Here is a 25,958-nt window from a genome sequence, read left to right as displayed (position 1 = left end):
GGTTCCTGACCAACAGAATTGTTCCCCTTTTGCCCCCGCCCCGCTAAACGTATCGCATGGACGATGCGGTTAGCGGCGGCGGGGGCGATCCTGTCCGCAAGATCATCCATGTCGACATGGACGCCTTTTATGCGTCGGTGGAGCAGCGCGACGATCCGGCCTTGCGCGGCAAGCCGGTCGCGGTCGGCGGCTCGCGGGAACGGGGCGTGGTCGCGGCGGCGAGTTACGAGGCGCGGCGTTATGGCGTGCGATCGGCGATGGCCTCGGCAACCGCGCGGCGGCGCTGTCCCGACCTGATCTTCGTCAAGCCGCGCTTCGACGTCTATTCCGCCATCAGCCGGCAGATCCGCGCCATCTTTGCCGAACATACCGACCTGATCGAACCCTTGTCGCTGGACGAGGCGTATCTGGACGTATCGGGAACCACGTCCGCCCGCGTGATCGCGGAGGAGATACGTGCCCGCATCAAGGCGAAAATCGGCCTGACCGCATCCGCCGGCGTGTCATACAACAAGTTCATCGCCAAGCTCGCTTCCGACCAGAACAAGCCCGACGGGCTGTGCGTCATCACCCCCGCGCGCGGTCCGCACTTCGTGGAAAGCCTGCCGGTTGCCCGCTTCCATGGCGTGGGGCCGAAAACGGCGGAGAAGATGGCGCTGCTGGGCATCGTCAGCGGGGCGGACCTGAAGGCGCAGAGCCTGCCCTTTCTGGAGGCGCATTTCGGCAGTTTCGCAGGTTATCTCTACAAGGCGGCGCGGGGGATCGATGACCGGCCGGTGCGCGCCAACCGCATCCGCAAGTCGGTGGGCGCGGAACGGACCTTCTCACACGACATACAGGCGCGGGACGAGCTTGCGACCGCGCTGGAGGCCGTGCTCGACGCGCTGATGGAGCGGATCGGGCGCGCCGGGGCCTTCGGCAAGACAGTGACGCTGAAGGTCAAATATGCCGACTTCCACCAGATCACGCGGGCGCGCAGCCTGTCCCATGCGGTTGGGGACCGGGCGACCATCGGCGCGGCCGGGCTGGCGCTGCTGGATGCGCTGTGCCCGATGGAGAAGGGGGTGCGCCTGCTCGGCCTTACCCTCTCGACACTGTCGAGCGATCAGCCGGAACCGACGGCAGAACAGCTTGGCTTCGCTTTGTGAACGGCCAGTCGGTCAGGCCGCCGGCATAGACCGACCACCAGACGATCACCGGCTGAAACAGCAGGCGTGGGCCATGGTAGAGCCAGCCCGGGCCCAGCCCGGCGCTATGCCCGTAATCCAGCGCATGCTTGATGTTGGCCGGAAACACGCAGACCGAATAGAGCGCGAACATCATGCCGGCGGTACGCCGGTAATGCCGCGTGATCAGCCCGGCGGCACCGGCAAGTTCGCACCAGCCGGTCAGCACCACGGTCAGCCGGGGAAAGGGCACCCACCAGGGCACGATCTTCACGAACGGTTGGGGATGCTTGATATGCGCCACCCCCGCGACCGTGAAGGCGGCGATCAGCAGCACCCGGAGGATGGTTCTCTTTCGCACGGGATGCAGCCTTTCTGTCATGCGGCGTTGCGGGCCAGGGCAGCCTCGATCCAATTGGCGGCGTCGATGCCGGACTGCCATGCGCCATGCGCGGTTGAGTAATCCTGAACGGAGCAGGCCTCTCCGGCAAAGGCCAGGCGGTCGGATGGTGGCGTGGCCAGCAGGCCGCGCTTGTCGGCATGGCCGGGCAGGGCATGGCTGTAGGCCCCGCCGATGCTCGGCTCCCTGTGCCACCAGCTTCCCGCCAGCGCATTGAGGCCTCGCACCGCCTGTGCGCCGAGCAGCTTGCCTAGCTCCTCGCGGGCGAACGCAACCCGTCCCTCGTCGCCCGCTTCTTCCATGGCACGGGCCGCGATGCCGCCGAAGAAGCATTCGATCACGGGTCGGCCGAAAGGACGCAGGTAATAGCTACCGGTGAGCGGATCATGCGGATTGCCGATCAGGTGGGTTTCCAGTGGCACGGCATCCGGATCGGCCATCCCCAGGAACAGTTTGTCCACCCGCCCGAGCGGCAGGCATGCTGCCGCGTGGCAATGGTCCGTCATGCCGGGGCCGAAGCGAATTGCGCCGCGTGCCAGCACGTCGGTCGGCACCGCCACGATCACGGCAGAGGATCGCAACATACCGCGCGAGGTCTCGACCGCTACAGTGCGGCCGTTGGTGTCGATGGCGCCGACCTGCGTGTCCATGCGGATCGGCAGGTTGGCGGCCGAACCGGCGATCATGGTGCCCATGCCCGCGGGCAAGCGCCAGTCTGTCTCGGTCGCGGCCTCGTTATAGGTAGCGAAGTCGCGCGCGGAGACGCGGTCGAGTTCCGCACCGTTGAGCGCGCCGCTCAGCATGTCGGCATAACCCCGCCAGTCATGGTCGCGCGCCATCGCGTCACCGGCGCAGTCGCTGGCCGGCGGTGCGGAGGCCAATTGTTCCTGCAGCGCGGAATAGCCCCGCCGGGCGGCGCGCTGCTCGGCGACACTGAAGCCCAGGTTGCGCAGTTGGTTGCCCCAGGCGGCCGGTGTCCGATCGAGGATGGCGCCCTGTGCCTTCGCTACGCCGACCAGCGGATTGCGCTCCGCCGAGTGGAGCCAGCCGCACCCCATGTCGAGTGGCAGTCCTTCCCGTGTGACGGTCCACGCGCGGCCGCCGATACGGCCCAGGGCCTCCACCAACAGGATGCGCCGCCCATGGTCTTTCAGCCTGCGCGCCGCCGCGATGCCGGCCGCGCCCGCGCCTACGATAATGACCTCAGCGTCCACATGATCTCCTGTTCCGGAGAGGAAAGCCGCTGCCGCCCTTGTGTTCCTTCGGCGGGGCCGCGCCATGGCGCTGACCCGCGAAACACGGCATGAACGGTGGCAAATACAATCATGTCGAGGATGGGTGATGGCCGAGCTTCTGGACTTCGCACTGGGCGAGATGGCGGAGACCATCCGCGCGACGACCGGGCGTTTCGCGGCGGAGCGGATCGCGCCACTGGCCGCGCGGATCGATGCCGAGGATTGGTTTCCGCGTGAATTGTGGCCGGCTATGGGCGCGCTCGGCCTGCACGGCATCACGGTTGCGGAAGATTATGGCGGGCTCGGCCTCGGCTACCTCGAACATGTGGTGGCGTGCGAGGAGGTGGCGCGCGCCTCCGCCTCGATCGGCCTGTCCTATGGCGCGCATTCCAACTTGTGCGTGAACCAGGTCCATCGCTGGGGCACGGCCGAGCAGAAGGCGCGTTACCTGCCCAAACTGGTGTCGGGCGAACATATCGGCAGTCTGGCGATGTCCGAAGTCAGCGCGGGGTCCGACGTGGTGGCGATGACGCTGCGCGCGGAGCGGGTCGATGGCGGCTATCGCCTGAACGGCACCAAGTTCTGGATCACCAACGCGGCCTATGCCGACACGTTGCTGGTTTATGCCCGGACCACGCCCGACGCGGGGTCCAGGGGGATTACCGCCTTTCTGGTGGAAGCGGGGATGCCCGGTTTCGCCATCGGCCAGAAGATCGACAAGATGGGGATGCGCGGCTCGCCCACGGCGGAATTGGTCTTCACCGATTGCGTAGTGCCTGATGAAAACATCCTCGGACTGCTCGACGATGGCGTAAAGGTGCTGATGTCGGGGCTGGATTATGAACGGGTGGTGCTGTCGGGCGTGCAATTGGGCATCATGCAGGCCTGTCTCGACACGGTGCTGCCCTATCTTCGCGAGCGCAAGCAGTTCGGGAAGCCGATCGGCAGCTTTCAGCTGGTGCAGGCCAAGGTGGCGGACATGTATGTCGCGCTGAACTCGGCTCGTGCCTATTCCTACGCCGTCGCCCGCGCCTGCGACGCCGGCCGGACGACGCGCTTCGACGCGGCCGGAGCAATCCTTTATGCCAGCGAAAATGCGGTAAAGGTCGCGAACGAGGCGATCCAGGCGCTGGGCGGGGCAGGCTATACCAAGGATTGGCCGGTGGAACGCTATCTTCGCGACGCCAAGCTGCTGGACATCGGGGCCGGCACCAACGAGATCAGGCGCATGCTGATCGGACGCGAGCTGGTCGGCGTCTGACCGACGGGGAGGCCCATGTTCACCACCTTGATCGACGTGTCCGGGCTGGAGGCGCTGCTGCGTGACGGCAGGGTGACGCTGTTCGACTGCCGTTTCGACCTGGCCGACTCCACTGCCGGCTGCGCCCTTTACGCGGCAGGGCATATTGCCGACGCGCATTACCTCAACCTGGACGACGATCTCTCCGCCCGGCCGACGGGCAGCAACGGACGTCATCCCTTGCCCGACCGCGACGCGCTGGCGCGGACCTTGCGCGCGTGCGGGTTGAACAAGGGGCAACAGGTGGTCGCCTATGACGCGTCCGGCGGCATCTATGCGGCGCGCTTGTGGTGGCTGCTGCGCTGGCTGGGGCATGATGCAGTGGCGGTGCTGGATGGCGGGCTGCAGGCGTGGGAAGCGGCGGGGTTGCCGCTCGCCAGCCTTTGTCCCGACCCGACGCATGGCGACTTCCAGGCGTCGCAGGCCGCCGCGATGCCGACGGCGACCGCTGCCGATATCTTGCGGGAAGGGGAGCGCCTCTCGGTCGTGGACGCGCGTGCGCCGCATCGCTTCCGGGGGGAGCCCGATCCGCTCGACCCCGTGGCGGGACATATTCCGGGCGCGCGCAACCGGTTCTTCCGCGACAATCTGCGGGAAGATGGTCACTTCAAGGCGGCTTCGACCCTGGCATCGGAATGGCGGGCGCTGGCTGGAAGCGACGAGCCGCACACGATCGTGCATCAATGCGGATCAGGGGTAACCGCGGCGCATAACCTGCTGGCGATGGAGCTTGCGGGATTGCGGGGCGCGCGTCTGTATCCCGGCTCGTGGAGTGAATGGATCAGCGATCCGTCCCGGCCCGTCGAGCGTGGCTAAGACATTGCGTCGACCACGGGAAAACCCGCTATTCTGATAGTGGTCGCGAACGGCGGATCGTTCCCGGCGGGACAATCGGCGACGCATGGCGACGTCTGTCTCGGCTGGCCGCGCGGCGGGATGGATTCGTCCCGAACCCTGCATCGATGACGGTGCATTTACGGGATCTACATCGTTGCGTGTCAACCACATTGTCATGCTTGCGGCAAGAGAAACGGTCTGATGAAGTCGGCTCCACATCTGTTCAACGAGGATGCCCGGCTGGCCGCGCTCGCGCAGTATGACCTGCAATCCGATGAGCCGGTGGTGGAGCTGGACGATATCGTCCAGCTCGCCAAACGGTTCTTCGACGTGCCGATCGTGCTGGTGTCGATCGTGGAACGCAGCCGGCAGATCTTCAGGGCGCACACCGGCGTGGACGTCTGCGAAACGGCGCGGGACATCTCCTTCTGCGCCCATGCTCTGTCGTTGCCTTGCCAGGATATGCTGATCATCCCGGACGCGCAGCTCGACATCCGGTTCGCGGACAATCCGCTGGTCACCGCGGCTCCGTTCATCCGCTTCTACGCGGGCGTGCCGCTGCGTGCGCCGGACGGCCATGCCCTCGGCACATTGTGCATCATTGATCATCGCCCGCGCAGCGGCCTGTCCTCCCAGGAGCAGCACGACCTCAAGACGTTTGCCGCCGTGGTGCTGGACCGACTGGAAATGCGCCGCCTGGACATTGCGCGCGCCGCCAGCCAGTCGCGGTTCGAGAATATCGCGGCCACGTCGCCTGACGGGATCGTCTGCACCGATCACACTGGAGCGATCACCTTCTGGAATGCGTCGGCGGAAGCCCTGTTCGGCTTTTCCGAACAGGAGGCAGTGGGATCGTTCATCGACATCATCGTGCCGGAAAGGATGCGCGACGGGCATAATGACGGAATGCGCCGGGTAACGGGTGGCGGTGCGCCGCGGCTGGTGGGCAAGACCGTGGAGCTGACCGCCGCCAACAAGCAGGAGCAGGAATTTCCTGTCGAACTGTCGCTGTCCATGTGGCGGCATGACGGGCTGGCGCATTATGGCGCGATCATCCGCAACATCACCGAACGGCGACAGAATGAGGAACGCTTGTTCAGGCTGGCGCACCATGACGGGCTGACCGGCCTCGCCAACCGTACCGTGCTGACTGAACGCATCAGCGACTGCATCGCGGCGGAGGAGGGCGCTGCCGTCCTGATGATCGACCTCGACCGGTTCAAGGACGTCAATGACACGCTGGGCCATGGCGCAGGGGATGCGGTGCTGCAGCGCATCGCCAGGCGCCTGCGCCGCCAGTTGCGCGAGAATGACGTGATTGCCCGGTGGGGCGGAGACGAGTTCGCCGTGCTGATGCCGGGATGTCGCGCCGAGGAAGAAGCGTGCCGGATCGCCGATGCCCTGATCGACGTGGTGGTCGAGCCGGTCCGGGTCGAAGAGCAGTTGATCCAGGTGAGCGCCAGCGTCGGCATCGCCCTGTACCCTGACCATGGCGACACGGCCGAGATGCTGCTGTCCGCGGCGGATCTGGCGATGTACCAGGCGAAGGCCGAGGGCCGCGATTGTCGCCGCATGTTCACCCCGCGCCTGAAGGAGGCGGCACTCGGCCGCTTCGCGCTGGCGGGCGAGGTGCGGCGCGCGCTCGACCATGACGAGTTCGAATTGTTCTACCAGCCGCAGGTCGATGTCGCCGGCGACACGATGCGGGGGGTGGAGGCGCTGCTGCGCTGGCACCACCCGACCGAAGGGCTGCTGACCCCCGGCCGGTTCCTGCAATCCATCCAGTCGAGCCAGCTGGCGCCGGCGGTGGGCGCATGGACCCTGACACGGGCCTGTGCCGATGGTGCCGTGCTGCGACGGCGCTGGCCCGACCTCGTCATCGGCGTCAACCTGTTCGGGGCGCAGTTCCGCACCGGTGACCTGGCCGCCGACGTGGAGGCGGCGCTGGAACGCAGCGGATTGCCGCCCCAGGCGCTGGAACTGGAAATCACGGAAGACATCATCCTCCGGCACGACGAAACCATGCTGCTGCCGCTGCAAAAGTTGAAGCAGCGTGGCGTTGGCATCGCGTTTGACGATTTCGGCACCGGGTTTGCGTCGCTCAGCATGCTCAAGCGGTATCCGCTGACCCGCATCAAGATCGACCGCAGCTTCGTGCAGGACATCTGCACGGACACGGGCGATGCCGCGATCGTGTCGGCAATGGTGCAATTGGCACAGGGCCTAGATATCGACGTGATCGCTGAGGGTGTGGAAGAGATCGAGCAACGCGATTTGCTGGTGCGGCAGGGCTGCGCGATGATGCAAGGATACCTGCTGGGTCGTCCCGTGCCGCTTGCGCAGCTGGTCGGCGCGCGGCCGACGATGGAAGCTGCCTGAACGGAGAGGGTCGGGGCTGCCCAGCCGTTCGCGGCGGGTCTCCTGGCGCTTGAACGACGCTCTGGCTCCTTTCGGCGGGCACCTTCATACCGGTTGCGACGTTTACCGACGCGTTCGGAAGGAGCGACATGGCCGAAGCCCACGAACATGATCCGGCGCTGCACGACACCGCGCACTTGCGGCTGGAGATCGAGCGCCTGCGCGCCGCTCTTGCCGCATCGTCCGGAACCATCGCAACGGCAGAAAGTCCGGGCAGCTCCGGTGGGGGGAACACCGAGCGCGAACTTGCCGCCAAGAACGCAGCCCTGATCGAAAGCGAAGCGCGGTTCAGGACGTTGGTCGAGGGCATGCCGCAACTCGTCTGGCGGGCCGTGGACGGCGGCTGCTGGACCTGGGCCAGCCCGCAATGGACGACCTATACCGGGCTCAGCATGGACGACAGCCTCGGCCATGGCTGGCTGCAGGCATTGCATCCCGACGACCGCAGCGCCGCGCGCGCGGAATGGGCCCGTGCCAGCAGCGGCAGCCATTTCGACGTGGAGGCGCGCATATACCATAAGTTGCAAGGGCGTTACCGCCATTTTCGCACGCGCGCGTCCTCGGTTCGCGGGGCCGACGGCACGATCCTGGAATGGCTGGGCACGTCGACCGACGTCGACGACCTGCTGAAGCTCCAACACCGGCAGAAGGTGCTGCTCGCCGAATTGCAGCACCGCGTCAGGAACATGCTGACTGTCGTACGATCGGTGTTCGGCCGCACCGTGGAGGCCGGCGGGGATCTGGAGACGATCGCCGACCATTTCAGCGGGCGGCTGAATGCGCTTGCGCGAACGCAGGTCATCGGCAGCAAGACCATGCGTGGCGAAACCGACCTGGAAAGCCTGATCCGCGACGAATTTCTCACTGTGGGCGTGACCGACGGACCGTCGGTAACCATCGAGGGGCCGAGCGTCAGCCTGCCTCTCAAGGTCGCCCAGACGCTGGGGCTTGCGATCCATGAACTGACCACGAACGCCGTGAAATATGGGGCATTTGCCCAATCACAGGCTAAATTGGATGTGCGCTGGGAAATTAACATGGATTGTGGAGAACCCCGTTCGCTTGACCTTAGTTGGATCGAACAGGGCATGCCGGCGATCGCGATTCAGCCAAGTCGTCGAGGTTTCGGCAGGGAATTGATCGAGGAAGCTTTGCCATATCAATTGGGCGCGGACACGGAATTGGAGTTTCGTGGGGGAGGTGTTCGTTGCTGGATACGTCTGCCACTGCCCGAGGAGACCGTCACCGATAGGGAAATTAGGGGGTAGGAGTATGGCTGGCAACCTGTTGACGGGGAAGCGCATCTTGATCGTCGAGGACGAGTATTTTATCGCGACAGATCTGAAGGGCGTATTGGCGGATGCGGGTGCGGTTCCGGTCGGCCCCGTTGCCGACCTTGAAGCCGGTCTGGCCATTGCTTCGGAGGGTAATCTCGATGGGGCCTTGCTCGACGTCAATCTGGAAGGGGATCATTCCTTTCCCATCGCAGATCTCCTGACGCAGCGCGGGGTGCCGTATATGTTTTTGACCGGTTATGACGATTGGGCGCTGCCGGATGCGTATCGCGGCGTTCCTCACGCAACGAAGCCGCTTGGCACGACCGACCTGTTGGATGGTCTGGTGCGGCTTTTGACAGGGGAGACCCAGACATGATCAAGCCTGCTATACTTGCCGCCGAAGTTCAGCCGGCGATGCGCCGGCTCGACACGCTGACCACGCTTGACGATGTCGCCAGGAGTGCGTTGGCGACGGCATTCCAGCGCACCCGTTTCATCCGCGCCCGGCGTGAACTGCTGAGTGAAGGTGCGCCGATCACCGAATCCCTGCTGGTTCTGAAGGGCTGGGCCGCGCGTATCCGCCTGCTGGCGGACGGGCGGCGCCAGATCATGAGCCTGATGCTGCCCGGCGACCTGATCGGCAATTGCCATCATGCCCGGCCGGTCGCCATGTCCAGCGTGATCGCGCTTACCGACGTGGAAGTGTGCATCGCGCCCTCTTCGGATGGTTCGGCCGCTTTGGCCGAAGCCTATGCGCTCAGCCACGGTCTGGATGAGGCATATTTGCTGGCGACCATCACCCGGCTCGGCCGGTTAAATGCGGAGGAGCGGATCACCGATCTGTTCCTGGAACTGCTGGAACGGCTCGGCACCTGCGGCCTGGCGGATCAGGACAGTTTCGCGCTGCCGCTGACGCAGGAAATGCTGGCCGATGCCGTTGGCCTGACGCCGGTTCACGTGAACCGCACGCTGCAGATCCTGCGCCGCCGCGAGGAGATCGTGCTGAAGGGCGGTCAGTTGGTGCTGTCCGACCCGGTCGCCCTGGCGCTCGCGCTGGAGCGGAATCCCGTACGGATTACGTGGGACCACCGCAGGAACGCCTTGGCGCAATCAGGCTGAGGCAGGGGCGGGGGACAATCCTGTCGCCCCTTTATCCAGCGCATCCAGCGGCAGGCGCGTCAGAGCGTGACGCCCCGTTTCCAGATGGCGATCTCCCGCTCGCCATTGCGTTCGGATGCGGTTTCCTCGCCCGACGCCACCGCGCGGATCTTGGCTAGCAGGTCGCCGGCGGTCTGGTCCAGCCCATCGTCCAGCACCTGCCCCGCGTCGAAATCGATCCAGCCCGACTTGCGCCGCGCAAGGTCGCTGTTGGACGCGATCTTGATGGTCGGCACGGGGAAACCCAGCGGCGTCCCGCGCCCGGTGGTGAACAGGATCACGGTCGCCCCCGCCGCCGAAAGGGCGGTGGAGGATACCGCATCGTTGCCCGGCGCCTCCAGCAACGTCAGGCCGGTGCGGCGCACCCGATCTCCATAATAGCGCACGTCGGTGACGGTGGCATGACCGGCCTTTTGCACGGCACCCAGCGATTTCTCCTCCAGCGTCGTGATGCCGCCGGCGATGTTCCCGGGGGAGGGGTTCTCCGACACAGGTTCGCCATGGTCGGTGAAGTAGCGTTTGAAGCCGTTCACCAGATCAACGATCCCGTGGAAGACGTCTTCGCGTTCCGCGCGCTGCATCAGCAGCTGCTCCGCGCCGAAGATCTCCGGTATCTCGGTCAGGATCGCGGTGCCGCCGGCTTCGGTCACCGCATCGCTCATCCGCCCGACCAGGGGATTGGCGGTAAGGCCGGAAAAACCGTCCGATCCGCCGCACTTCACCCCCAAGACCAGCTTGGACAGCGGCACATCCTGCCGGCGGTCTTGTGCGGCAAGGGCGATCAGTTCGTCGACCAGTGCCACGCCCTCCTCGATCTCATCCTCGCTGCGTTGTGCGATCAGGGTGCGGATGCGGGCGCGGGCGGCAGGCTCCACCTCGGCCAGCAAGGCGTCGAGCTGGTTGGACTCGCATCCCAGGCCGACGATCAGCACGCCGCCGGCATTGGGATGCTGCGCCAGCGCCGCCAAGATGTGGCGCGTGCCGGACAGGTCGTCGCCAAGCTGGGAACAGCCGAATGGGTGGGTGAAGGCGTGGACGCCATCGATCCGTCCGGCTGCCGTTGCAGCCGCCGCGGCGGCGATGCGGCTGGCGGTGCGGCCGACACAGCCGACCGTCGGCAGCACCCACACCTCGTTGCGGGTGCCGACCCGCCCGTCCGCGCGAACATAGCCTTGGAAGGTGCAAGCGGAGCCCGCAGCCTCGGTTCGGTCGCGTTGCGAGACGTAGCCGTAGGTCCCGCTGCCCTCCAGCGCGGTGGCGACATTGTGGACGTGGACATGCTCGCCCGGATCGATGTCGCGGGTCGCGCGGCCGATGGGAAATCCGAACTTCAGGACGGGCTCCCCGGCCCGGATCGGCGCAATCGCGACCTTGTGCCCCTTGGCCACGGGCTCGCGCAGAACGAGCCCCATCGCCTGCTCCCCGGCCGCAAGATCCCGAAGCGCCGTGGCCACGCCGTCGCGCGGATCGATCCTGAACAGGGAAGAAGTGGTCATGGTATCCATGTAAGTGCCGCTCGATCCTTCGCCAGCTGTCGCACCGCCTCATTTCCTGCGGAATTGCAGGCAGTGGCAGCCATGCGGCGCCTTGTGGTTCCATCTTGTAGGATACCATCCCACACCGCGCGAGCGGTAAAGGAAAGAGCGAGGTGGCGTGTGACGTTGCCGCACCGCCATGATGCAGCGCCGATCACCCGTGGAACCATCTAAATCATTGCCGATCCGCTTGATTTTGGATCGGCACGGTTCCACGATTGGGGCAATACCCCTGTCTTATCCTTCCATAAGGACCCACATTGATGACCATCACGAAGTGGCTGCTTGGCTCGGCTGCGGCAGCCTGTGTGTTTGCGGGCGCGGGCCATGCGGCGACCAACCCGTTCGCGACCCCCAGCACGTTGCCGTTCCAAGCGCCGCGCTTCGACCTGATCAAGGACGCGGATTACCAGCCCGCGATCGAGCAGGGCATGGCCCAGCAGATTGCCGAGGTAGCGCGCATCGCCGACAATCCCGCCGCCCCGACCTTCGACAACACGATCGCGGCGATGGAGCGGTCGGGCCGGATGCTGGACCGCGTCAATTCCGTCTTCTCGGCGGTGGTGTCCTCCAACACCAATCCGACGCTGGATGCGGTGCAGACCGCCGTGACGCCCAAGCTGACCCAGCATAGCGACGCGATCCTGCTGGACGCCAAGCTGTTTCAGCGGATCAAGACGCTGCACGACAAGGCGGGATCCCTGCAGCTGACGCCGGAACAGGCCCAGGTGCTGAAGGTCGTCTATGGTCAGTTCGTGCAGGCGGGCGCACAGCTGAACGATGCCAACAAGGCCAAGTTGCGCGACCTCAACACGCAGATCGCGACGCTGGAGACCGCATTCCAGCAGAAGTTGCTCGCCGCCGCCAAGGCAGGGGCGCTGGTGGTCGACGACAAGGCGAAGCTGGCGGGCTTGAGCGATGCGGAGATCGCCGCGGCCACCAAGGACGCGCAGGATCGCGGGCTCGCCGGCAAATATGTTCTGCCGCTGCAGAACACCACCCAGCAGCCCTTGCTCCAGAACCTGTCTGTCCGTGACACGCGCGAGGCGCTGTTCAACCAGAGCTGGACGCGGGCGGAGAAGGGCGACGCTAACGACACGCGCGCCACGCTCCAGCGGCTCGCCTGGCTGCGGGCGCAGAAGGCCAAGCTGCTCGGCTTCCAGAGCTGGGCGCATTACAAGCTGGCCGATCAGATGGCGGAAACGCCGGATGCGGCCAAGGGCTTTATGGGCCAGCTGGTCGGCCCGCTCGCGGCGCAGCAGAAGGTGGAAGCCGCCGAGATCCAGGCGATGATCAAGTCGGGCGGCGAGAATTTCACCGTCGCGCCGTGGGACTGGTCGCGTTATGCCGAGCGCGTCCGCAAGGCCAAGTACGACCTCGACCAGAATGAGCTGAAGCCGTATTTCGAGCTGAACCGCGTGCTGGAACAGGGCGTCTTCTACGCCGCCAACCAGCTGTACGGCCTCACCTTCAAGCGGCGGAGCGACATTCCCGTCTATCAGCCCGACGTGATGGTCTACACCGTCTATGACAAGGACGGGTCCGAACTCGGCCTGATGTATTTCGATTATTTCAAGCGCGACAACAAGAATGGCGGCGCGTGGATGTCGAACTTCGTCGGGCAATCCAAGCTGCTCGGCACCAAGCCGGTGATCTACAATGTGGCCAATTTGCAGAAGCCGGCGGCGGGGCAGCCCGCTTTGGTGACGTGGGACGACGTGACCACCATGTTCCACGAATTCGGCCACGCTCTGCACGGCCTGTTCGCGGATCAGGTCTATCCCACCGTGTCCGGCACCAACACGGCGCGCGACTTCGTGGAATTCCCGTCGCAGTTCAACGAACATTGGGCACTGGAGCCGCGGGTGCTCGCCAATTATGCCAAGCATTACCAGACCGGCGCGGCGATCCCGTCCGCGCTGATCAACAAGATCAAGCGGTCGGACTCGTTCGGCAGGGGCTACGGCCTGGGTGAGGTCGTGGAATCCGCGATGCTCGACATGGACTGGCACAGCCTGCCGGCGAGCGCGCCGAAGCAGGACGTGGATGCGTTCGAGAAGAAGGCGCTCGACGATATGGGGCTGGACACGCGCAACATCCCGCCGCGCTATCGGTCGAGCTACTTCCTCCACATCTGGGGCAACGGCTATTCGGCGGGCTATTATGCCTATCTGTGGACGCAGATGCTGGAGGCGGACGCCTATAAATGGTTCGAGGCGAATGGCGGCATGACTCGCGCCAACGGCCAGCGTTTCCGCGACATGGTGCTGTCGCGCGGCCATAGCCTGGATTACGGCCCGATGTTCCGCGCCTTCTACGGCAAGGATCCGGATATCGGCCCGATGCTGGAGGATAATGGCCTGAAGCCGGCCGCCAAGTAAGCTTTCTCGCTCCGTTCGCCTCCGCTAGGGTCCACTTGTCGGCCCGGCACCGGGACATTCACCCGGGCTGGAGGCGAACGGAGGGGATTGCATGACGCATATTATCGGGCTGCGCCGTAGCGTGGCGATGCTGGCCCTGGCCGGCGCACCGGTGCTGGCCGCCGCGCCTCATGTGCGGGTGGAGCAGGGGCTGCTGGCCGGGATTCCGGCTGTCGACGGTTCGTCCGTGCAACGCTTTCTGGGCATCCCTTATGCCGCGCCGCCGGTGGGTGCCCTCCGCTGGCGCGCGCCCCGGCCCGCACTCGGCTGGCCCGGCATACGCATGGCGACGGAGTTCGGCGCGCGCTGCATTCAGCCGAAGCTGTGGGACGACATGATCTTCCGCGCGCCCGGCATGGGTGAGGATTGCCTGACGCTCAACGTCTGGACGCCGGCCAGGCTGTCGGCCAGGCAGAAGCTGCCGGTCCTGGTCTATGTCTATGGCGGCGGTTTCTTGGCGGGCGGCTCGTCCGAACCGCGCTATGACGGGGCGAGCATGGCGGCGCGCGGCATCGTCGTCGTCACCATGAACTATCGCCTTGGCGCATTCGGCTTCCTGGCGCATCCTGAACTGACGGCGGGATCGCCGCATCATGCCTCCGGCAATTACGGCCTGCTCGATCAAGCGGCGGCGCTGCAATGGGTCCGGCGCAACATCGCGGCGTTCGGTGGCGATCCCGCCCGCATCACGGTGGGTGGCGAGAGCGCAGGGTCGATGTCGGTCGGCAGCCTGATGGCATCGCCGCTCACCCGTGGGCTGATTGCCGGTGCCATCGCGGAGAGCGGTGCTCCGATGGGGCCGGTCGCCCCGGCCGCGCTGGCCGAGGGCGAAGCGCGCGGGCGCGATTTCGCCGGCCAGGCCGCCGGCGTCGATCTTGCCGCCCTGCGTGCCCTGTCGCCCGAGCGCGTGCTGGAGTTGCAGGGCAAGGCGGCAATGCGCTTCGGCCCGGTGATCGACGGCTATTACCTGCGCGAACAGCCGAGCGTCACCTTCGCCGCCGGGCGACAGGCGCGCGTGCCGCTGCTGATCGGCTCCAATTCGCAGGAGCAGGGCTATGAGGTGCTGTTGCAGGGACAGGCGCCGACCGTAACCAATTACCGGGCCATGCTGACCAGCCGCTATGGCGATCAGGCATCGACCCTGGCGCGCCTCTATCCGGCCGCCAGCGATGCGGAGGTGCCGAGGGCCGTCACCGCGCTGGCGAGCGACCTGTTCCTCGGTTACGCCACCTGGAAGATGTTCGACCTGCATCGCCAAGGCGGCGCGCCGACCTTCTATTATTATTTCAGCCGTATCCGACCCCCGGTAGTCGGCGGCTCGATCGATACGCCCGCGCCGCTGGGAGCGTTGCACAGCGCAGAGATCGAATATGCGCTGGGCAACTTGGAAACAAACCCGCGCTATGGGTGGACGGCGGACGACCGGGCCGTGTCGCGGACGATGCAGGGCTATTTCGCGAACTTCGTCCGCACCGGCAATCCCAACGGCACGGGCCTTCCCGCATGGCGCAAGGCGGATGCGGGTGCAGCCGCGGGAGAGGGCACGCTGCACCGCCAGCATATCGACGTCCGGACGCGGGACGTCCCACTCGTCGAGCAGCAGCGTTACCGGACGCTGGAGCCGCTTATCCGCCCCCGCTGAGGATCGGCTTGCCCTCGCGCGAGGCGCTGTCATAACAATGGCAACGATGCCTCGGAACAGGGGCACGCCGAGCAAAGAGGATCGTCATGCCCCGTCATTGTGCCGTCGCCCGTATGTCGCTTCATGGTAGCGCTATCGCTCTTGCCGCGGTGGCGGCGGTGCCGGGATCGGCGCAGATCTATGCCGACCCTTCCAGGCCCGTGGAGGAGAGGGTCGCCGATCTGGTCGGCCGCATGACGCTGGAGGAGAAAGCGGCGCAGTTGCAGAATACCGCCCCCGGCATCGCCCGGCTCGGCGTTCCGCCTTACGATTACTGGAACGAGGCGCTGCACGGCGTGGCACGCGCAGGCGAGGCGACGATCTTCCCCCAGGCGATCGGCATGGCCTCCACCTGGGACAAGGACCTGATGAAGCGCGAGGGCGAGATCGTCGCCGTGGAAGGACGCGCCAAATATAACCAGGCACAGCGCGACAAGAATTACGAGCGTTACTTCGGCCTGACCTTCTGGTCGCCCAACATCAACATCTTCCGCGATCCGCGCTGGGGGCGGGGACAGGAGACGCTGGGCGAGGATCCCTATCTCAGCGGGCTGCTCGGCACCCAGTTCATCACCGGCGTGCAGGGTGACAATCCCACATATTACGCCGCGATCGCCACGCCCAAACACTATGCGGTGCACAGCGGGCCGGAACCGTTGCGCCATGGCTTCAACGTCGATGTGGCGCCGCGCGACCTGACCGAAACCTACCTGCCGGCCTTCCGCCGCGCCATCACCGAGGGCCACGCGGCCTCGCTGATGTGCGCCTACAATGCCGTGGACGGCAAGCCGGCCTGCGCCAGCCCGATGTTGCTGCAGGACATTCTGCGCCGCGACTGGGGCTTCAAGGGCTTCGTCACGTCGGACTGCGGCGCGATCGACGACATCACCAGCGGCCACAAGTTCACCAAGACCAATGTCGAAGGGGCGGCGCTGTCGATCAAGGCGGGCACGGACACCGGTTGCAACTTCAAGAACGAATATCTCGACCTGCCCAAGTCGGTGAAGGCGGGTTACCTGACCGAGGCGGACATCGACGTCGCGCTGAAGCGGCTGTTCACGGCGCGGATGCAGCTGGGCATGTTCGATCCGGCCTCTGCGGTGCCATTCTCCGCCATCCCGATCAGCGCCAATCATTCCGCCGAGCACAAGCAGGTCGCGCTGCGCGCCGCGCGCGAGTCGCTGGTATTGCTCAAGAATGACGGCACGCTGCCCTTGACGGCCAAGAGCCCCCGGGTGGCGGTGGTCGGCCCGACCGCGACGTCGCTGATCGTGCTGGAGGGCAATTACATGGGCACGTCGGTCAAGCCGGTGCTGCCGCTCGACGGGATGGAGCAGGCGTTCGGCAAGGCCAACGTCACCTTCGCCCAGGGCGCCCCCTTTACGGAGGAACTGGCGGTGCCGGTGCCGCGCACCGCATTCGGCCAGGGCCTGACCGTCCACTATTTCAACGGCCCGGATTTCCAGGGCGCGCCCGTCGCGACCGGGACGGTGCGGGAGATTGACGTCAATTACGACACGATCGCGCCGGCCAAGGGCGTCGACCCGGCCAGCTATTCGGTGCGCTGGACGGGCACGATCACGCCGCCGGCACCCGGCACCTACAGCTTCGAACTGGACACGCATCGCTGCGACCTGGGCGACGGCAACGAAAGCTTCACCATCAAGCTGGAGGGTCAGCCGGATTTCCACGCCGCCTCCGCCTGCTCTGGCCCCGACAAGGCGCGCCGGACGATGCAAGTGCGCTTCACCGATACCCGCCCGCGCGCCTTTACGCTGGAATTGTCGCACAAGGCCGGTCGCTCCGGCAGCATGACCCTGTCGTGGAAGGCGCCGCTGCCCGTGCTGCGCGACGAAGCGGTCAAGGCCGCCGCCAATGCCGACGTAGTGGTCGCGTTCGTCGGCCTGAACGCCTGGCTGGAGGGCGAGGAGATGCCGCTGAAGGTGCCGGGCTTCGTCGGCGGCGACCGCACCCATATCGAACTGCCCGCCGCCCAATTGGCGATGATCGACGCGCTGGCCGCCACGGGCAAGCCGCTGGTCATCGTGATGCAGAGCGGGTCCGCCATCGCGCTTGGCGCACGGGCGAACAAGGCGCGCGCGATCGTGCAGGCCTGGTATCCGGGCGAGCAGGGCGGGCAGGCCATCGCCGACGTGCTGAAGGGCGTCTACAATCCCAGCGGGCGCCTGCCGGTGACCTTCTACACCTCGACCGATCAGCTGCCGCCGTTTGAAAGCTACGGCATGGCCAACCGCACCTACCGCTATTTCTCCGGTCAGCCGGAATATGCGTTCGGCCACGGCCTGAGCTACACGCGCTTCGCATATTCGGACCTGAAGCTCGGATCCAGGCGCTTCGCCGCCGGACAGCCGCAGCAGGTCAGCGTGCGGATCCGCAACAGCGGCAAGGTTGCGGGCGACGAGGTGGCGCAGCTCTACCTGTCGGTCGCCGGCCGGCCAGGCGTGCCGCTGAAGTCGCTCAAGGGGTTCGAACGCGTCCATCTCGCACCCGGCCAGTCCAAGACGGTCACGTTCGACCTGTCGCCGCGCGACCTCGCCTTTTCCGACGACAAGGGCGTAATGCGGATTACCCCTGCCAGCTACCATGTGTGGGTCGGCGGCGGCCAGCCGGGCACGAGCGCGCCGGGCGTCACCGAAATCTTCGCGATCGACGGCGAACTGGCCCTGCCGCGCTGACGAGGTTGGGGGGTAGGGCGCCCCGGATGCGGGGCGCCTCCGTCACTTACGCCTGCGCGCGGGCGTTGGCGGCGATGAACTGATCGTGCGGATGCGCCAGGTCGGCAAGCTGCCGTACGGTGTCGCGCATCCGCTGCAATGCGATCCGTACCTCCTCGTCGGAAAAGAAGTCGGCCAGCGGATCGTAGCGGTCGGGAGTGATGCCGAAACCGGCATACATCGACACCCAGCTGGGATCCTGGAACGTCTCCCATTCATAGCGCGCCAGCTTGCCGCGTGCGGTCCACAGGGCGATCTTGCGCTGGAGCGGCTCGGGCAGGTCGAGCGTGCGGCATGCATCCCACATCGCCTCGCCCTGGCGGCCATTGGCCCAGTAATGCAGCAGCAGGAAGTCGCGAACACGCTCATATTCCAGCGTGGTTGAGCGGTTGAATTCGTCCCTCAACGCAGGCTGGAAGGTGCGATCGGGAAACAGCTCGAACAGCTTCTCGAGGCCTGTCTGGATCAACGTGATGCTGGTCGATTCCAGCGGCTCCAGGAAACCCGCCGCAAGGCCGAGCGCGATGCAGTTGCCCGACCAGAAGCGGCTGCGATGTCCGGTGGTGAAGCGGATCATGTTGGGATCGGCCAGCGCCTCGCCCTCAAGGCTGTCGGTCAGCGTGGCAACCGCCTCATCGTCCGAAATGTGGCGGCTGGCATAGACATAGCCATTGCCGATCCGATGCTGGAGCGGGATGCGCCACTGCCAGCCGGCCGGGCGCGCGGTCGAACGGGTGTAAGGCGTAAGCGGTCCCGCGCCTGGACGACACGGTATCGCCACGGCCCGGTCGCACGGCAACAGGTCGCTCCAGTCGACATAGCTTTCGCCTAAAGCCTGGCCGATCAGCAGCGCGCGGAAACCGGTGCAGTCGATGAAGAAGTCTCCATCGATCCGTCGGCCATCGGTCAGGTCGATGCCGGCGATCAACCCGCTTTCGCCATCGCGCCGTACGTGTCGGACCGTTGCGGGGACATGGGTGACGCCGCGCGACACCGAATAGTCGCACAAGAAGCGGGCGAAGCGGCCCGCATCGAAATGGACCGCATAATCGAAGATGCTGAGGTCGCCCTGCGATGCCTTCAAGGGCAGCATGAAGCGATTGGAACGAGCAAGCGCGGTACAGAGTGAATAATGATCGATAGAGTGCGGATCGCCGGCCTTGTGCATCCGCGTCCAGAATTGATGGAACGGCACCCCACGTGAAGACGCGCCGTACAAGCCGAATGGATGAAAGAAGGACCGGCCCGGGCCGGACCAGTCCACGAAATCGATGCCCAGTTTGATCGTGCCCTGCGTCGCCCGCAGCACATCGACTGCGGACAGGCCGAGATCGCGGAAATAATCGCGGATGCCGGGGACGGTCGCCTCGCCGACGCCGACCGTGCCGATGTCGGGCGATTCCACCACGGTGATGGCAAGGTCCTGCCGCTCGAACCGGCCGACCAGGGAGGCCGCCGCCATCCAGCCGGCGGTGCCCCCGCCGACGATCACGATCGAGCGAATGGAAGAAGGTGCGTTCATGTCCAATTCCTGCGGCGCTTCTGTACGATCGGCAAAAGAAAGCCCGCCCGGCAGATCGTGCCGGGCGGGCCAGAATAGGTCATCGATTGATGTGCGCGCGTCTTAGAACTTGACGCGGGCACCGGCGAGGAAGCGCCGCTCATAAATGTTGTCGTAGGCCCGCAGGTCCTTGAACGTCAGGTAATATTGCTCACGCTCTGCCGTCAGGTTCGATCCCTGGGCGTAGAGGGTGAAGTTCGGCGTGAAGTCGTAGCTGATCGAAGCGTCGATATAGTTGGTCGGCTTCTGCCACAGCTGGAGGTAGTTGCCGCCGCCCAGATCGGAGAAGGTGCCGTTTTCCAGCCGCTTGGAACGGAAGTTGTGGGCAACGCGCGCCTGCAGCTTCTCGCCCTGATACCACAGCGCCAGGTTGGTCTGGACCTTGGAATTATCCTGGAACGGTAGCGCCTTGCCGAGCAGGTCGTCGCCATTCCCCTTTGACGGCGAATAGGTGAAGTTCGCGTCGATGCCGAAGTCGCGGAAGAAATCCGGCACGAAGCCAACGTCGCTGAACGCCAGCTTGGCGCCGAGTTCGAAGCCCTTCAGCGTACCGCCGCTGCCCTGGATCGGGGTGGAAAGCTGGACGTTGCGGTTGCGCACCACGCCGTCATTGTCGGGCAGGTCGGTGCGGGTGATCGAGCCACGCTGGATGAAGCTTTCCACGTCGATGTAGAAGAAGCCCACGTTCAGCAAGCTGGCCCGGCCGATATAATATTCGAGGCTGAGGTCGTAATTGTCGGCGCGCCACGGATCGAGCGCCGGGTTGCCGTCCGAATTGCCGCTGCGCACCGCGAATACGGGCGAGCCCGGGACAGAGGTGTCGATCGCATAGTTCAGCGTCAGACCGCCGCCCCACTGATCGAGGTTCAGCAGCGTCATCGTCTTCGAATATGCGGCACGCAGCTTCAGGTTCGGCTGGATGCCGAACGCCAGGTTGATGGCGGGCAGCACGTCGGTGAAGTCACGCTTGGTGTTGAGCGTACCGGCTGGAAGCGCGGACACGCCATAGGCCTGCGGTGTGGAGCTCGCCAGGTTCTGCGTGATGTCCAGGCGCGTCTGGATGATGCGCACGCCGACATTGCCCTGAAACGGGATGCCGATGTCCGTATCGAAGTTCGCCTGGACGTAGCCCGAACGCTGCTCCACGCCGACGCGATAGGACGCGCCCGGCTGAACGCTGTTGACGCTGCCCGGGTAGAATTTGTTCTGCCAATCCTCCGAATGGTCCTGCGCGTTGGGATCGAGGACGTAGATGGCGGGCACGCCGTTCACCGGCAGATTATACTGCTTCAGCTGGTCGCCGAAGATCTGGTCGGTGGCCTTGCGGGTCAGGCCCGCCGTAAAGAAGCCGGCGGCGTCGCCCGCGCTGCAGGTGCTGGTGTTGGTCAGATTGACGTCGAACGCCTTCCACTTGACCAGGCAACCATTCGGGTCGCTGGCCAGGCCGGGATAAAGCGGCGAAACGCGATCGAACGTGGTGTTCTGGGCATCGCGGTCGCTCCAGCGCGCGCCGAAGGTCAGGTTGAACTGATCGGAGAACGCGTAGGAGCCGTCGGCACGAACGACCTTGAGGTCGGCATCGCGGCTGTAATTGCCTTCCGACGAGATGGTCTTCAGCGCGTAATTGTTCGGATCCGCCAACAGGGTGGTCAGCTGCGAGGGCAGGGTGAAGGTCGGCCGCCCGCCCGTATAATCCACGACCGCCGGCAAGGAGTTGGCGCCGGCGATGGTGTTGACCAGATAGCCATTCTGGTTGAACGCGCGGTCGCCGCCAAGGCTTGCCGGGTAGTGGCCGATGCCGTTGGGCTGCCACTGGGCACCGTTGGACAGGCTGAACTGGGTATAGCTCTGGTCGCGGTCCTGCTTGGCCTTGCCGTAGATGCCGCGCAAGGTCGCCTTGAACTTGCCGCCATTGTCATACTTCAACTCGGCGTTGAAATTCTTCGACGAGGACAGCGTGCGAAGGTTTTCCGAATAGCTGTCGAAATTGCCCAGGTCGTAATCGTAACGCTGGATGGTGTTGAAGTCGAACCCGCCAAGGTTGACCCCGGTCCTGCGGGACGCGCCGGGCGTGAATTCCGCAGCCTGCCAGTTCACGTCCTGGAACTGGAAGCCGGCGATGCGGTCATACTGCAGCTGGCGAGTGTAGAAGCCGTCCGCCACGAACTCGAACGCGTCGCTCAGTTCCGCCTGGATCGAGCCGTTGATGCCGAGGCGCTTGCGCTGGATCTCGCGGTCCCAGGCGGTGTGCGACTGCGGCGCCCAGTAGGTGTCGTTCGCATCGCCATCGCCATTGACGTCGATGCCGTTGCCCAGCCGGGTTCCGTTTGGACGATTGGCGGGGCTGAAGCCGTTGCCGCTCGTCGCGTCGGCAAAGCCCTCATTATGGAGTGCGCCGCCATAGCCTTCCTGAATGCCGTTGTGCGAATTGGAAAGCTTCACGTCCGCATAGGAGGCCGACAGCAGCGCGCCGAAGCCGTCCGTGTGGTAGCCGACCAGCAGGTTGGCCTGCGGATTGAAGCGCTTCACCTTGTCGCCATAGCTGGTTTCGGCCGTCACGGCGGCGGTGATGCCGTCCTTCAGGTCGAACGGGCGGCGGGTGCGCAGGTTGATGGTGCCGGTAATGCCCGCGTTCAGCAGGTCCGCCGTGGTCGACTTGATCACGTCGGCGCCGGCGAACAGCTGCGACGGGATGTCGGTGAAATTCGGCTGGATCGAGGTGATCGAGTTGGCGCCGAGGTAGGCTTCGCCGTTGAGCAGGGTCTGCACCTGCGGCAGGCCGCGCACGTTCACCGCGCCGCCTTCGCCCGCCTCGCGGCGGATCTGGACGCCGGGGATGCGCTGCAGCGAGTCGGAGATGGTGACGTCGGGCAGCTTGCCGATATCTTCCGCCGAGATGGCATCCACGACGGAGGCCGCGTTGCGCTTGACGTTGACGGCGGCCGTCTGCGCGCCGCGGATGCCGGTGACGACGATCTCATCGCCGCCGCCTGCATTGGCGCCCGTGACGCTGGTCGGCTGCGACGGGGCCGCCGCCTCGCCCTGCGCTTCGGCAGCGGCGGCGCTGGGGCTGGCGGCCTGGTCGGTCGGGGCGCTGTTCAGCACGCCCTGGGTGGTCGAGGACTGCTGCGCAAGGGCTGCGGCCGGCACCAGGGCCGCGGCCGAGACGGCGGTCAGCAGGCCCGCGCGAAGAGTGAAGTGGCTGGCTTTCACGAAAACTTTCTCCCCTACAGCGCCCTATGACGCTATCGACGCTTCATGCACGACAAAGGGGAAGGCGCCGCCCACCGCGAACGCGTCAGTTCCTCTCCCTGAGTCCTCTGCGGCTGTTGTCGCCGCTTGAGCACGCCCTTTCATCCGCCCGCCGCAACGCTTCGTCAAGAATGATAATGCAATTTCATTTAAAGCCGTTTCATTTATGGTCACACTGTTGCGTTCCGGTGGCAGCGGCCATGCCGACGTGGACAATTGTGTGCGACCAGCGGCCATAAAGAGCCGCGGTTGCCCAAGGGGGAGGGGCGGTTGGTCGGACAGATCATGGGTAATGGCGCGGGGCGGAGCGGGTCGGCAGCGGGCGATGGCCGCGGCTCTCGCCTGGGAACCAGCCTGTCGGGTACCAACCTGGAACGGGCGGCCGATTACAACCAGCGCATCGTCCTCCAGGCCATCCGGGTCGCCGGCGAGACCACCCGGTCCGAGCTGGCGGTCACCACCGGCCTGACCCCGCCCACCATCGCCAACATCACCAAGCGCCTGATGGATCAGGGCCTGGTGCGGGAGGCCGGACGACGGCACGGGCTGCGCGGGCAGCCCGCATTGCGGCTGCAGATCAATCCCGGAGGCGCCTTTTCGATCGGGGTAAATATTGATCGCGACCATTACACCATCGTCTCGCTTGATCTGGCGGGAGAGGTCCGCACCCGGGCGGTCCGTGAAATGGCGTTCGCCATGCCGCAGCAGGTGCTGGCCTGCCTGCGAACGGAAATTGCGGCGATTCGCGCGTCGGGCAATATCGACGAAGGCAGGATCATCGGCGTCGGTGTCGCCTTGCCCGACGAGCTTGGCGGTGTGGCCCTGCCGCATCGGCCGGACGGCTATGAGGTGTGGAGCGGCCTGGACGTCGCGACCTTGGTCCGTCAGGTGCTGCCATGGCCGGTGCATGTCGACAATGACGCGGCCGCCGCCGCATTGGGGGAAGCGCAGTTCGGCAGCGGCCTGACCCATTCCAGCTTCTTCTACATCCTGCTCAGCGCGGGCCTGGGTGGCGGGCTGGTGGTGGATGGCGGCTATGTTCGCGGCGCGACCGGGCGCAGCGGCGAGATCGGGTTTTTGCCCGATCCCACGGCCGACCGGCCGCACGCGACGGTGCAAGATACGGTGTCGCTGTTCGCCCTGCTGGCTCGGCTGGAGCAGGCCGGTTTCGCCATGACCGATGCGGCCCAGCTGGCTACCTTGGATGGGCCGGCGTTGTCGGTGGTGGAACAGTGGCTGGACGATGCGACGCGGTCGCTGTGCGGTCCCTTGCTGGCCGTGAACTGTCTGGTCGATCCCGCGGCGGTGCTGATCGGGGGGCGCCTGCCGGGCGGCTTGATCGATGCGCTTATCCTGCGCCTGCGTACGGCGATGGCGGGTGCCAACATCCCCACCGTCGCGCCGATCCTGCGTGCCGCGTCCGGCGATGCGCCAGCGGTCGGTGCGGCAATACTGCCCTTTCTGGACCGGATGCTGCCGATCGAGAGCGCGCTGATGCAAGCGGGCCGGGGCTGACGCTCCACCTCCCCCTTGCCGCACTAAGACAACTCAATTTACTTATCGAACCACTCTGTTAGGGCTCGGCCCAAGGCACTGCAGCGTGCCGCGAGGGGAGATATCGGTGGCATCATCCGCACCGCGCCAGGGGCTGGCATTCGCATATGTAACGACGTTGTTCTTCATCTGGGGCGCGGTAACGTCGGTCAACGACATCCTGATCCCGGCGGTGAAGTCGATCTTCACGCTGAGCGACACCGAAGCGTTCCTGACCCAGTTCGCCTTCTTCATGGCGTACGGCATCGTGTCCCTGCCGGCCGCCGCCTTTGTGGCGCGGCGGGGTGCGGCCAACGCCATCGTGACGGCGCTCGCCATCATGGTGCTGGGCTGCCTGATCGTGCCCGTTGCCACCACGTTCCGGGCCTATCCCCTGGTGCTGCTGGCGCTGTTCGTCATCGCTGCCGGCATCACCCTGCTGCAGGTGTCCGCCAACCCGCTCTCCGCCGTGCTGGGCCCGCCGCAGGGCGCGCATTTCCGGCTGGTGTTGAGCCAGGCGTTCAACTCGCTCGGCACGGTGGTCGGCCCCTATCTCGCGGCCCGCACCTTGCTGAGCGGCGGCCTGTTCGAAGGCGGCGCGCCCACGGAGGCGAAGGTCGCGGAGTCGCTCGGCAAGATCGACATTGCCTATGCCTTCGTCGCGATGGTGATCGTGGCGCTGGCGCTGTTTATCTGGACCGCGCGTCATCGCCTGACGGCGGCGGCGCCGCGAGCGGAGGTCGCGTCGCACATCAGCGAGGCGTTCCGGTCCAAATGGGCGGTGCTCGGCGCGCTCGCCATCTTCACCTATGTCGGCGCGGAAGTGTCGATCGGCAGCGCGCTGGTCAACTTTCTGGAGCAGCCGAACGTGCTCGGCATGAGCGCGGAAGCGGCGGGCAAGTGCGTCAGCGTCTATTGGCTGTGCGCCATGATCGGCCGTTTCGCCGGCAGCGCGCTGCTGCGCGTGGTGCGGGCCGATCGCCTGCTGGTGACATGCGCCGGCGTGGCAGTGATCCTTTGCTTGTCCATCCTTAGCCCCGCGGTCGGCACCATCCTGTCGCCGGTGTTGAGCCTGATCGCGGCGGTATTGGCACCCCTGGTGCGCTGGTGGGCGCAGGAGCCGATCGCCAGCAGCGGCATCGGTCCGGTGATCGGCCTCACCGCCATCTCCATCGGGTTGTTCAACTCGATCATGTTCCCGGTCATCTTCACGCTCACCATCCAGCGATCGACCGCGGCGGCATCCGCCACGTCGGGCCTGCTGTGCATGGCGATCGTCGGCGGCGCGTTGGTGCCGTTGCTGTTCGCGCAGGTTGCGGACGCGTCGGGCAGCCGCTTCGTCGCCTTCATCGTGCCCATGCTCTGCTACGCATTCGTTGCGGCCTTCGCCCTGGTGGCGGGACGCGCCCGCATCGTCAGCGATGACGCTGCACCCATCGGGGCTCATTGA

General features: G+C 65.7%; 17 protein-coding genes. 12 read left to right on the top strand and 5 right to left on the bottom strand.

Going from position 1 to position 25,958, the window contains the following annotated elements:
- Window positions 1-56: 56 nt before the first annotated feature.
- Entirely contained in the window at window positions 57-1,148 is a 1,092-nt protein-coding gene (gene dinB / locus Q0D93_RS02945; RefSeq protein ID WP_294391134.1) for a DNA polymerase IV, read from the top strand.
- On the opposite strand, the gene Q0D93_RS02940 is transcribed toward dinB, so the two are convergent.
- Both Q0D93_RS02940 and Q0D93_RS02935 read right to left on the bottom strand, forming a co-directional pair.
- Complete coding sequence (locus Q0D93_RS02940) at window positions 1,081-1,527, bottom strand: DoxX family protein (RefSeq protein WP_294391131.1); 447 nt, start codon at window positions 1,525-1,527, stop codon at window positions 1,081-1,083. The genes dinB and Q0D93_RS02940 overlap by 68 nt on opposite strands.
- A 17-nt stretch (window positions 1,528-1,544) precedes the next feature.
- Window positions 1,545-2,780 (bottom strand): NAD(P)/FAD-dependent oxidoreductase, encoded by a 1,236-nt coding sequence (locus Q0D93_RS02935; RefSeq protein ID WP_294391128.1) that lies wholly within the window; start codon window positions 2,778-2,780, stop codon window positions 1,545-1,547.
- Window positions 2,781-2,907: 127 nt separating this feature from the next.
- Here Q0D93_RS02935 and Q0D93_RS02930 point away from each other — a divergent pair, with 127 nt between their 5' ends.
- The 6 genes from Q0D93_RS02930 to Q0D93_RS02905 all read left to right on the top strand — a co-directional run bounded on the left by Q0D93_RS02930 (window position 2,908) and on the right by Q0D93_RS02905 (window position 9,752).
- Window positions 2,908-4,062, top strand: coding sequence for an isovaleryl-CoA dehydrogenase (locus Q0D93_RS02930; RefSeq protein ID WP_294391125.1), 1,155 nt, complete (start codon window positions 2,908-2,910; stop codon window positions 4,060-4,062).
- 15 nt (window positions 4,063-4,077) lie between these two features.
- Window positions 4,078-4,917, top strand: a complete 840-nt coding sequence (locus tag Q0D93_RS02925) for a sulfurtransferase (RefSeq protein ID WP_294391122.1) — start codon at window positions 4,078-4,080, stop codon at window positions 4,915-4,917.
- Window positions 4,918-5,139: 222 nt separating this feature from the next.
- Window positions 5,140-7,317 (top strand): EAL domain-containing protein, encoded by a 2,178-nt coding sequence (locus tag Q0D93_RS02920; RefSeq protein WP_294391119.1) that lies wholly within the window; start codon window positions 5,140-5,142, stop codon window positions 7,315-7,317.
- Between the two features lie 128 nt (window positions 7,318-7,445).
- Window positions 7,446-8,624: a PAS domain-containing protein gene (locus Q0D93_RS02915; RefSeq protein WP_294391113.1), complete on the top strand. Its 1,179-nt coding sequence runs from the start codon at window positions 7,446-7,448 to the stop codon at window positions 8,622-8,624.
- A 4-nt stretch (window positions 8,625-8,628) separates the two neighbouring features.
- Window positions 8,629-9,009 carry a response regulator gene (locus Q0D93_RS02910; protein ID WP_294391111.1) on the top strand — a complete coding sequence of 127 codons (381 nt, stop codon included), beginning with the start codon at window positions 8,629-8,631 and terminating at the stop codon, window positions 9,007-9,009.
- On the top strand, window positions 9,006-9,752 hold the full coding sequence (locus Q0D93_RS02905) for a Crp/Fnr family transcriptional regulator (RefSeq protein WP_294391108.1): 747 nt from the start codon (window positions 9,006-9,008) through the stop codon (window positions 9,750-9,752). Before Q0D93_RS02910 ends, Q0D93_RS02905 begins: the two co-directional genes overlap by 4 nt.
- Before the next feature lie 59 nt (window positions 9,753-9,811).
- Here the strand turns inward: Q0D93_RS02905 and Q0D93_RS02900 are convergent, their stop codons facing one another.
- The gene (locus tag Q0D93_RS02900; RefSeq protein ID WP_294391105.1) at window positions 9,812-11,287 is read right to left on the bottom strand and encodes an altronate dehydratase family protein; all 1,476 of its coding nucleotides are present in this window, start codon (window positions 11,285-11,287) and stop codon (window positions 9,812-9,814) included.
- Window positions 11,288-11,589: 302 nt separating this feature from the next.
- On the opposite strand from Q0D93_RS02900, the gene Q0D93_RS02895 reads away from it, so the two are divergent.
- From Q0D93_RS02895 to Q0D93_RS02885, 3 genes are all read left to right on the top strand, one after another.
- Window positions 11,590-13,707, top strand: coding sequence for a M3 family metallopeptidase (locus Q0D93_RS02895; RefSeq protein WP_294391102.1), 2,118 nt, complete (start codon window positions 11,590-11,592; stop codon window positions 13,705-13,707).
- Between the two features lie 91 nt (window positions 13,708-13,798).
- Window positions 13,799-15,388 carry a carboxylesterase family protein gene (locus Q0D93_RS02890; protein WP_294391098.1) on the top strand — a complete coding sequence of 530 codons (1,590 nt, stop codon included), beginning with the start codon at window positions 13,799-13,801 and terminating at the stop codon, window positions 15,386-15,388.
- A gap of 86 nt (window positions 15,389-15,474) precedes the next feature.
- A complete protein-coding gene (locus Q0D93_RS02885; protein ID WP_294391094.1) occupies window positions 15,475-18,123 on the top strand; it encodes a glycoside hydrolase family 3 C-terminal domain-containing protein in 2,649 nt (882 codons plus the stop codon).
- A 46-nt stretch (window positions 18,124-18,169) separates the two neighbouring features.
- On the opposite strand, the gene Q0D93_RS02880 is transcribed toward Q0D93_RS02885, so the two are convergent.
- Window positions 18,170-19,684, bottom strand: a complete 1,515-nt coding sequence (locus Q0D93_RS02880) for a tryptophan halogenase family protein (RefSeq protein WP_294391092.1) — start codon at window positions 19,682-19,684, stop codon at window positions 18,170-18,172.
- A gap of 102 nt (window positions 19,685-19,786) precedes the next feature.
- A complete protein-coding gene (locus Q0D93_RS02875; RefSeq protein ID WP_294391087.1) occupies window positions 19,787-22,936 on the bottom strand; it encodes a TonB-dependent receptor in 3,150 nt (1,049 codons plus the stop codon).
- A gap of 288 nt (window positions 22,937-23,224) precedes the next feature.
- Between Q0D93_RS02875 and Q0D93_RS02870 the strand changes: the two genes are divergently transcribed.
- Together Q0D93_RS02870 and Q0D93_RS02865 are read left to right on the top strand one after the other, a co-directional pair.
- A complete protein-coding gene (locus Q0D93_RS02870) occupies window positions 23,225-24,490 on the top strand; it encodes an ROK family transcriptional regulator (RefSeq protein WP_366510238.1) in 1,266 nt (421 codons plus the stop codon).
- A gap of 106 nt (window positions 24,491-24,596) precedes the next feature.
- A complete protein-coding gene (locus Q0D93_RS02865; RefSeq protein ID WP_294391082.1) occupies window positions 24,597-25,958 on the top strand; it encodes a sugar MFS transporter in 1,362 nt (453 codons plus the stop codon).

The organism is uncultured Sphingomonas sp. (assembly GCF_934560975.1).
Taxonomy (GTDB): Bacteria; Pseudomonadota; Alphaproteobacteria; order Sphingomonadales; family Sphingomonadaceae; genus Sphingomonas_I.
Note: the sequence above shows the minus strand (reverse complement) of the source record. Positions and strands in the feature narration are given on the sequence as shown.

What these genes read in the sequence shown, in the direction of transcription:
- Q0D93_RS02895 (WP_294391102.1), top strand. Translation starts at nt 11,590, where the DNA reads ATGACCATCACGAAGTGGCTGCTTGGCTCGGCTGCGGCAGCCTGTGTG.
- dinB (WP_294391134.1), top strand. Translation starts at nt 57, where the DNA reads ATGGACGATGCGGTTAGCGGCGGCGGGGGCGATCCTGTCCGCAAGATC.
- Q0D93_RS02915 (WP_294391113.1), top strand. Translation starts at nt 7,446, where the DNA reads ATGGCCGAAGCCCACGAACATGATCCGGCGCTGCACGACACCGCGCAC.
- Q0D93_RS02910 (WP_294391111.1), top strand. Translation starts at nt 8,629, where the DNA reads ATGGCTGGCAACCTGTTGACGGGGAAGCGCATCTTGATCGTCGAGGAC.
- Q0D93_RS02930 (WP_294391125.1), top strand. Translation starts at nt 2,908, where the DNA reads ATGGCCGAGCTTCTGGACTTCGCACTGGGCGAGATGGCGGAGACCATC.
- Q0D93_RS02900 (WP_294391105.1), bottom strand. Translation starts at nt 11,287, where the DNA reads ATGACCACTTCTTCCCTGTTCAGGATCGATCCGCGCGACGGCGTGGCC.
- Q0D93_RS02880 (WP_294391092.1), bottom strand. Translation starts at nt 19,684, where the DNA reads ATGAACGCACCTTCTTCCATTCGCTCGATCGTGATCGTCGGCGGGGGC.
- Q0D93_RS02925 (WP_294391122.1), top strand. Translation starts at nt 4,078, where the DNA reads ATGTTCACCACCTTGATCGACGTGTCCGGGCTGGAGGCGCTGCTGCGT.
- Q0D93_RS02890 (WP_294391098.1), top strand. Translation starts at nt 13,799, where the DNA reads ATGACGCATATTATCGGGCTGCGCCGTAGCGTGGCGATGCTGGCCCTG.
- Q0D93_RS02885 (WP_294391094.1), top strand. Translation starts at nt 15,475, where the DNA reads ATGCCCCGTCATTGTGCCGTCGCCCGTATGTCGCTTCATGGTAGCGCT.
- Q0D93_RS02905 (WP_294391108.1), top strand. Translation starts at nt 9,006, where the DNA reads ATGATCAAGCCTGCTATACTTGCCGCCGAAGTTCAGCCGGCGATGCGC.
- Q0D93_RS02920 (WP_294391119.1), top strand. Translation starts at nt 5,140, where the DNA reads ATGAAGTCGGCTCCACATCTGTTCAACGAGGATGCCCGGCTGGCCGCG.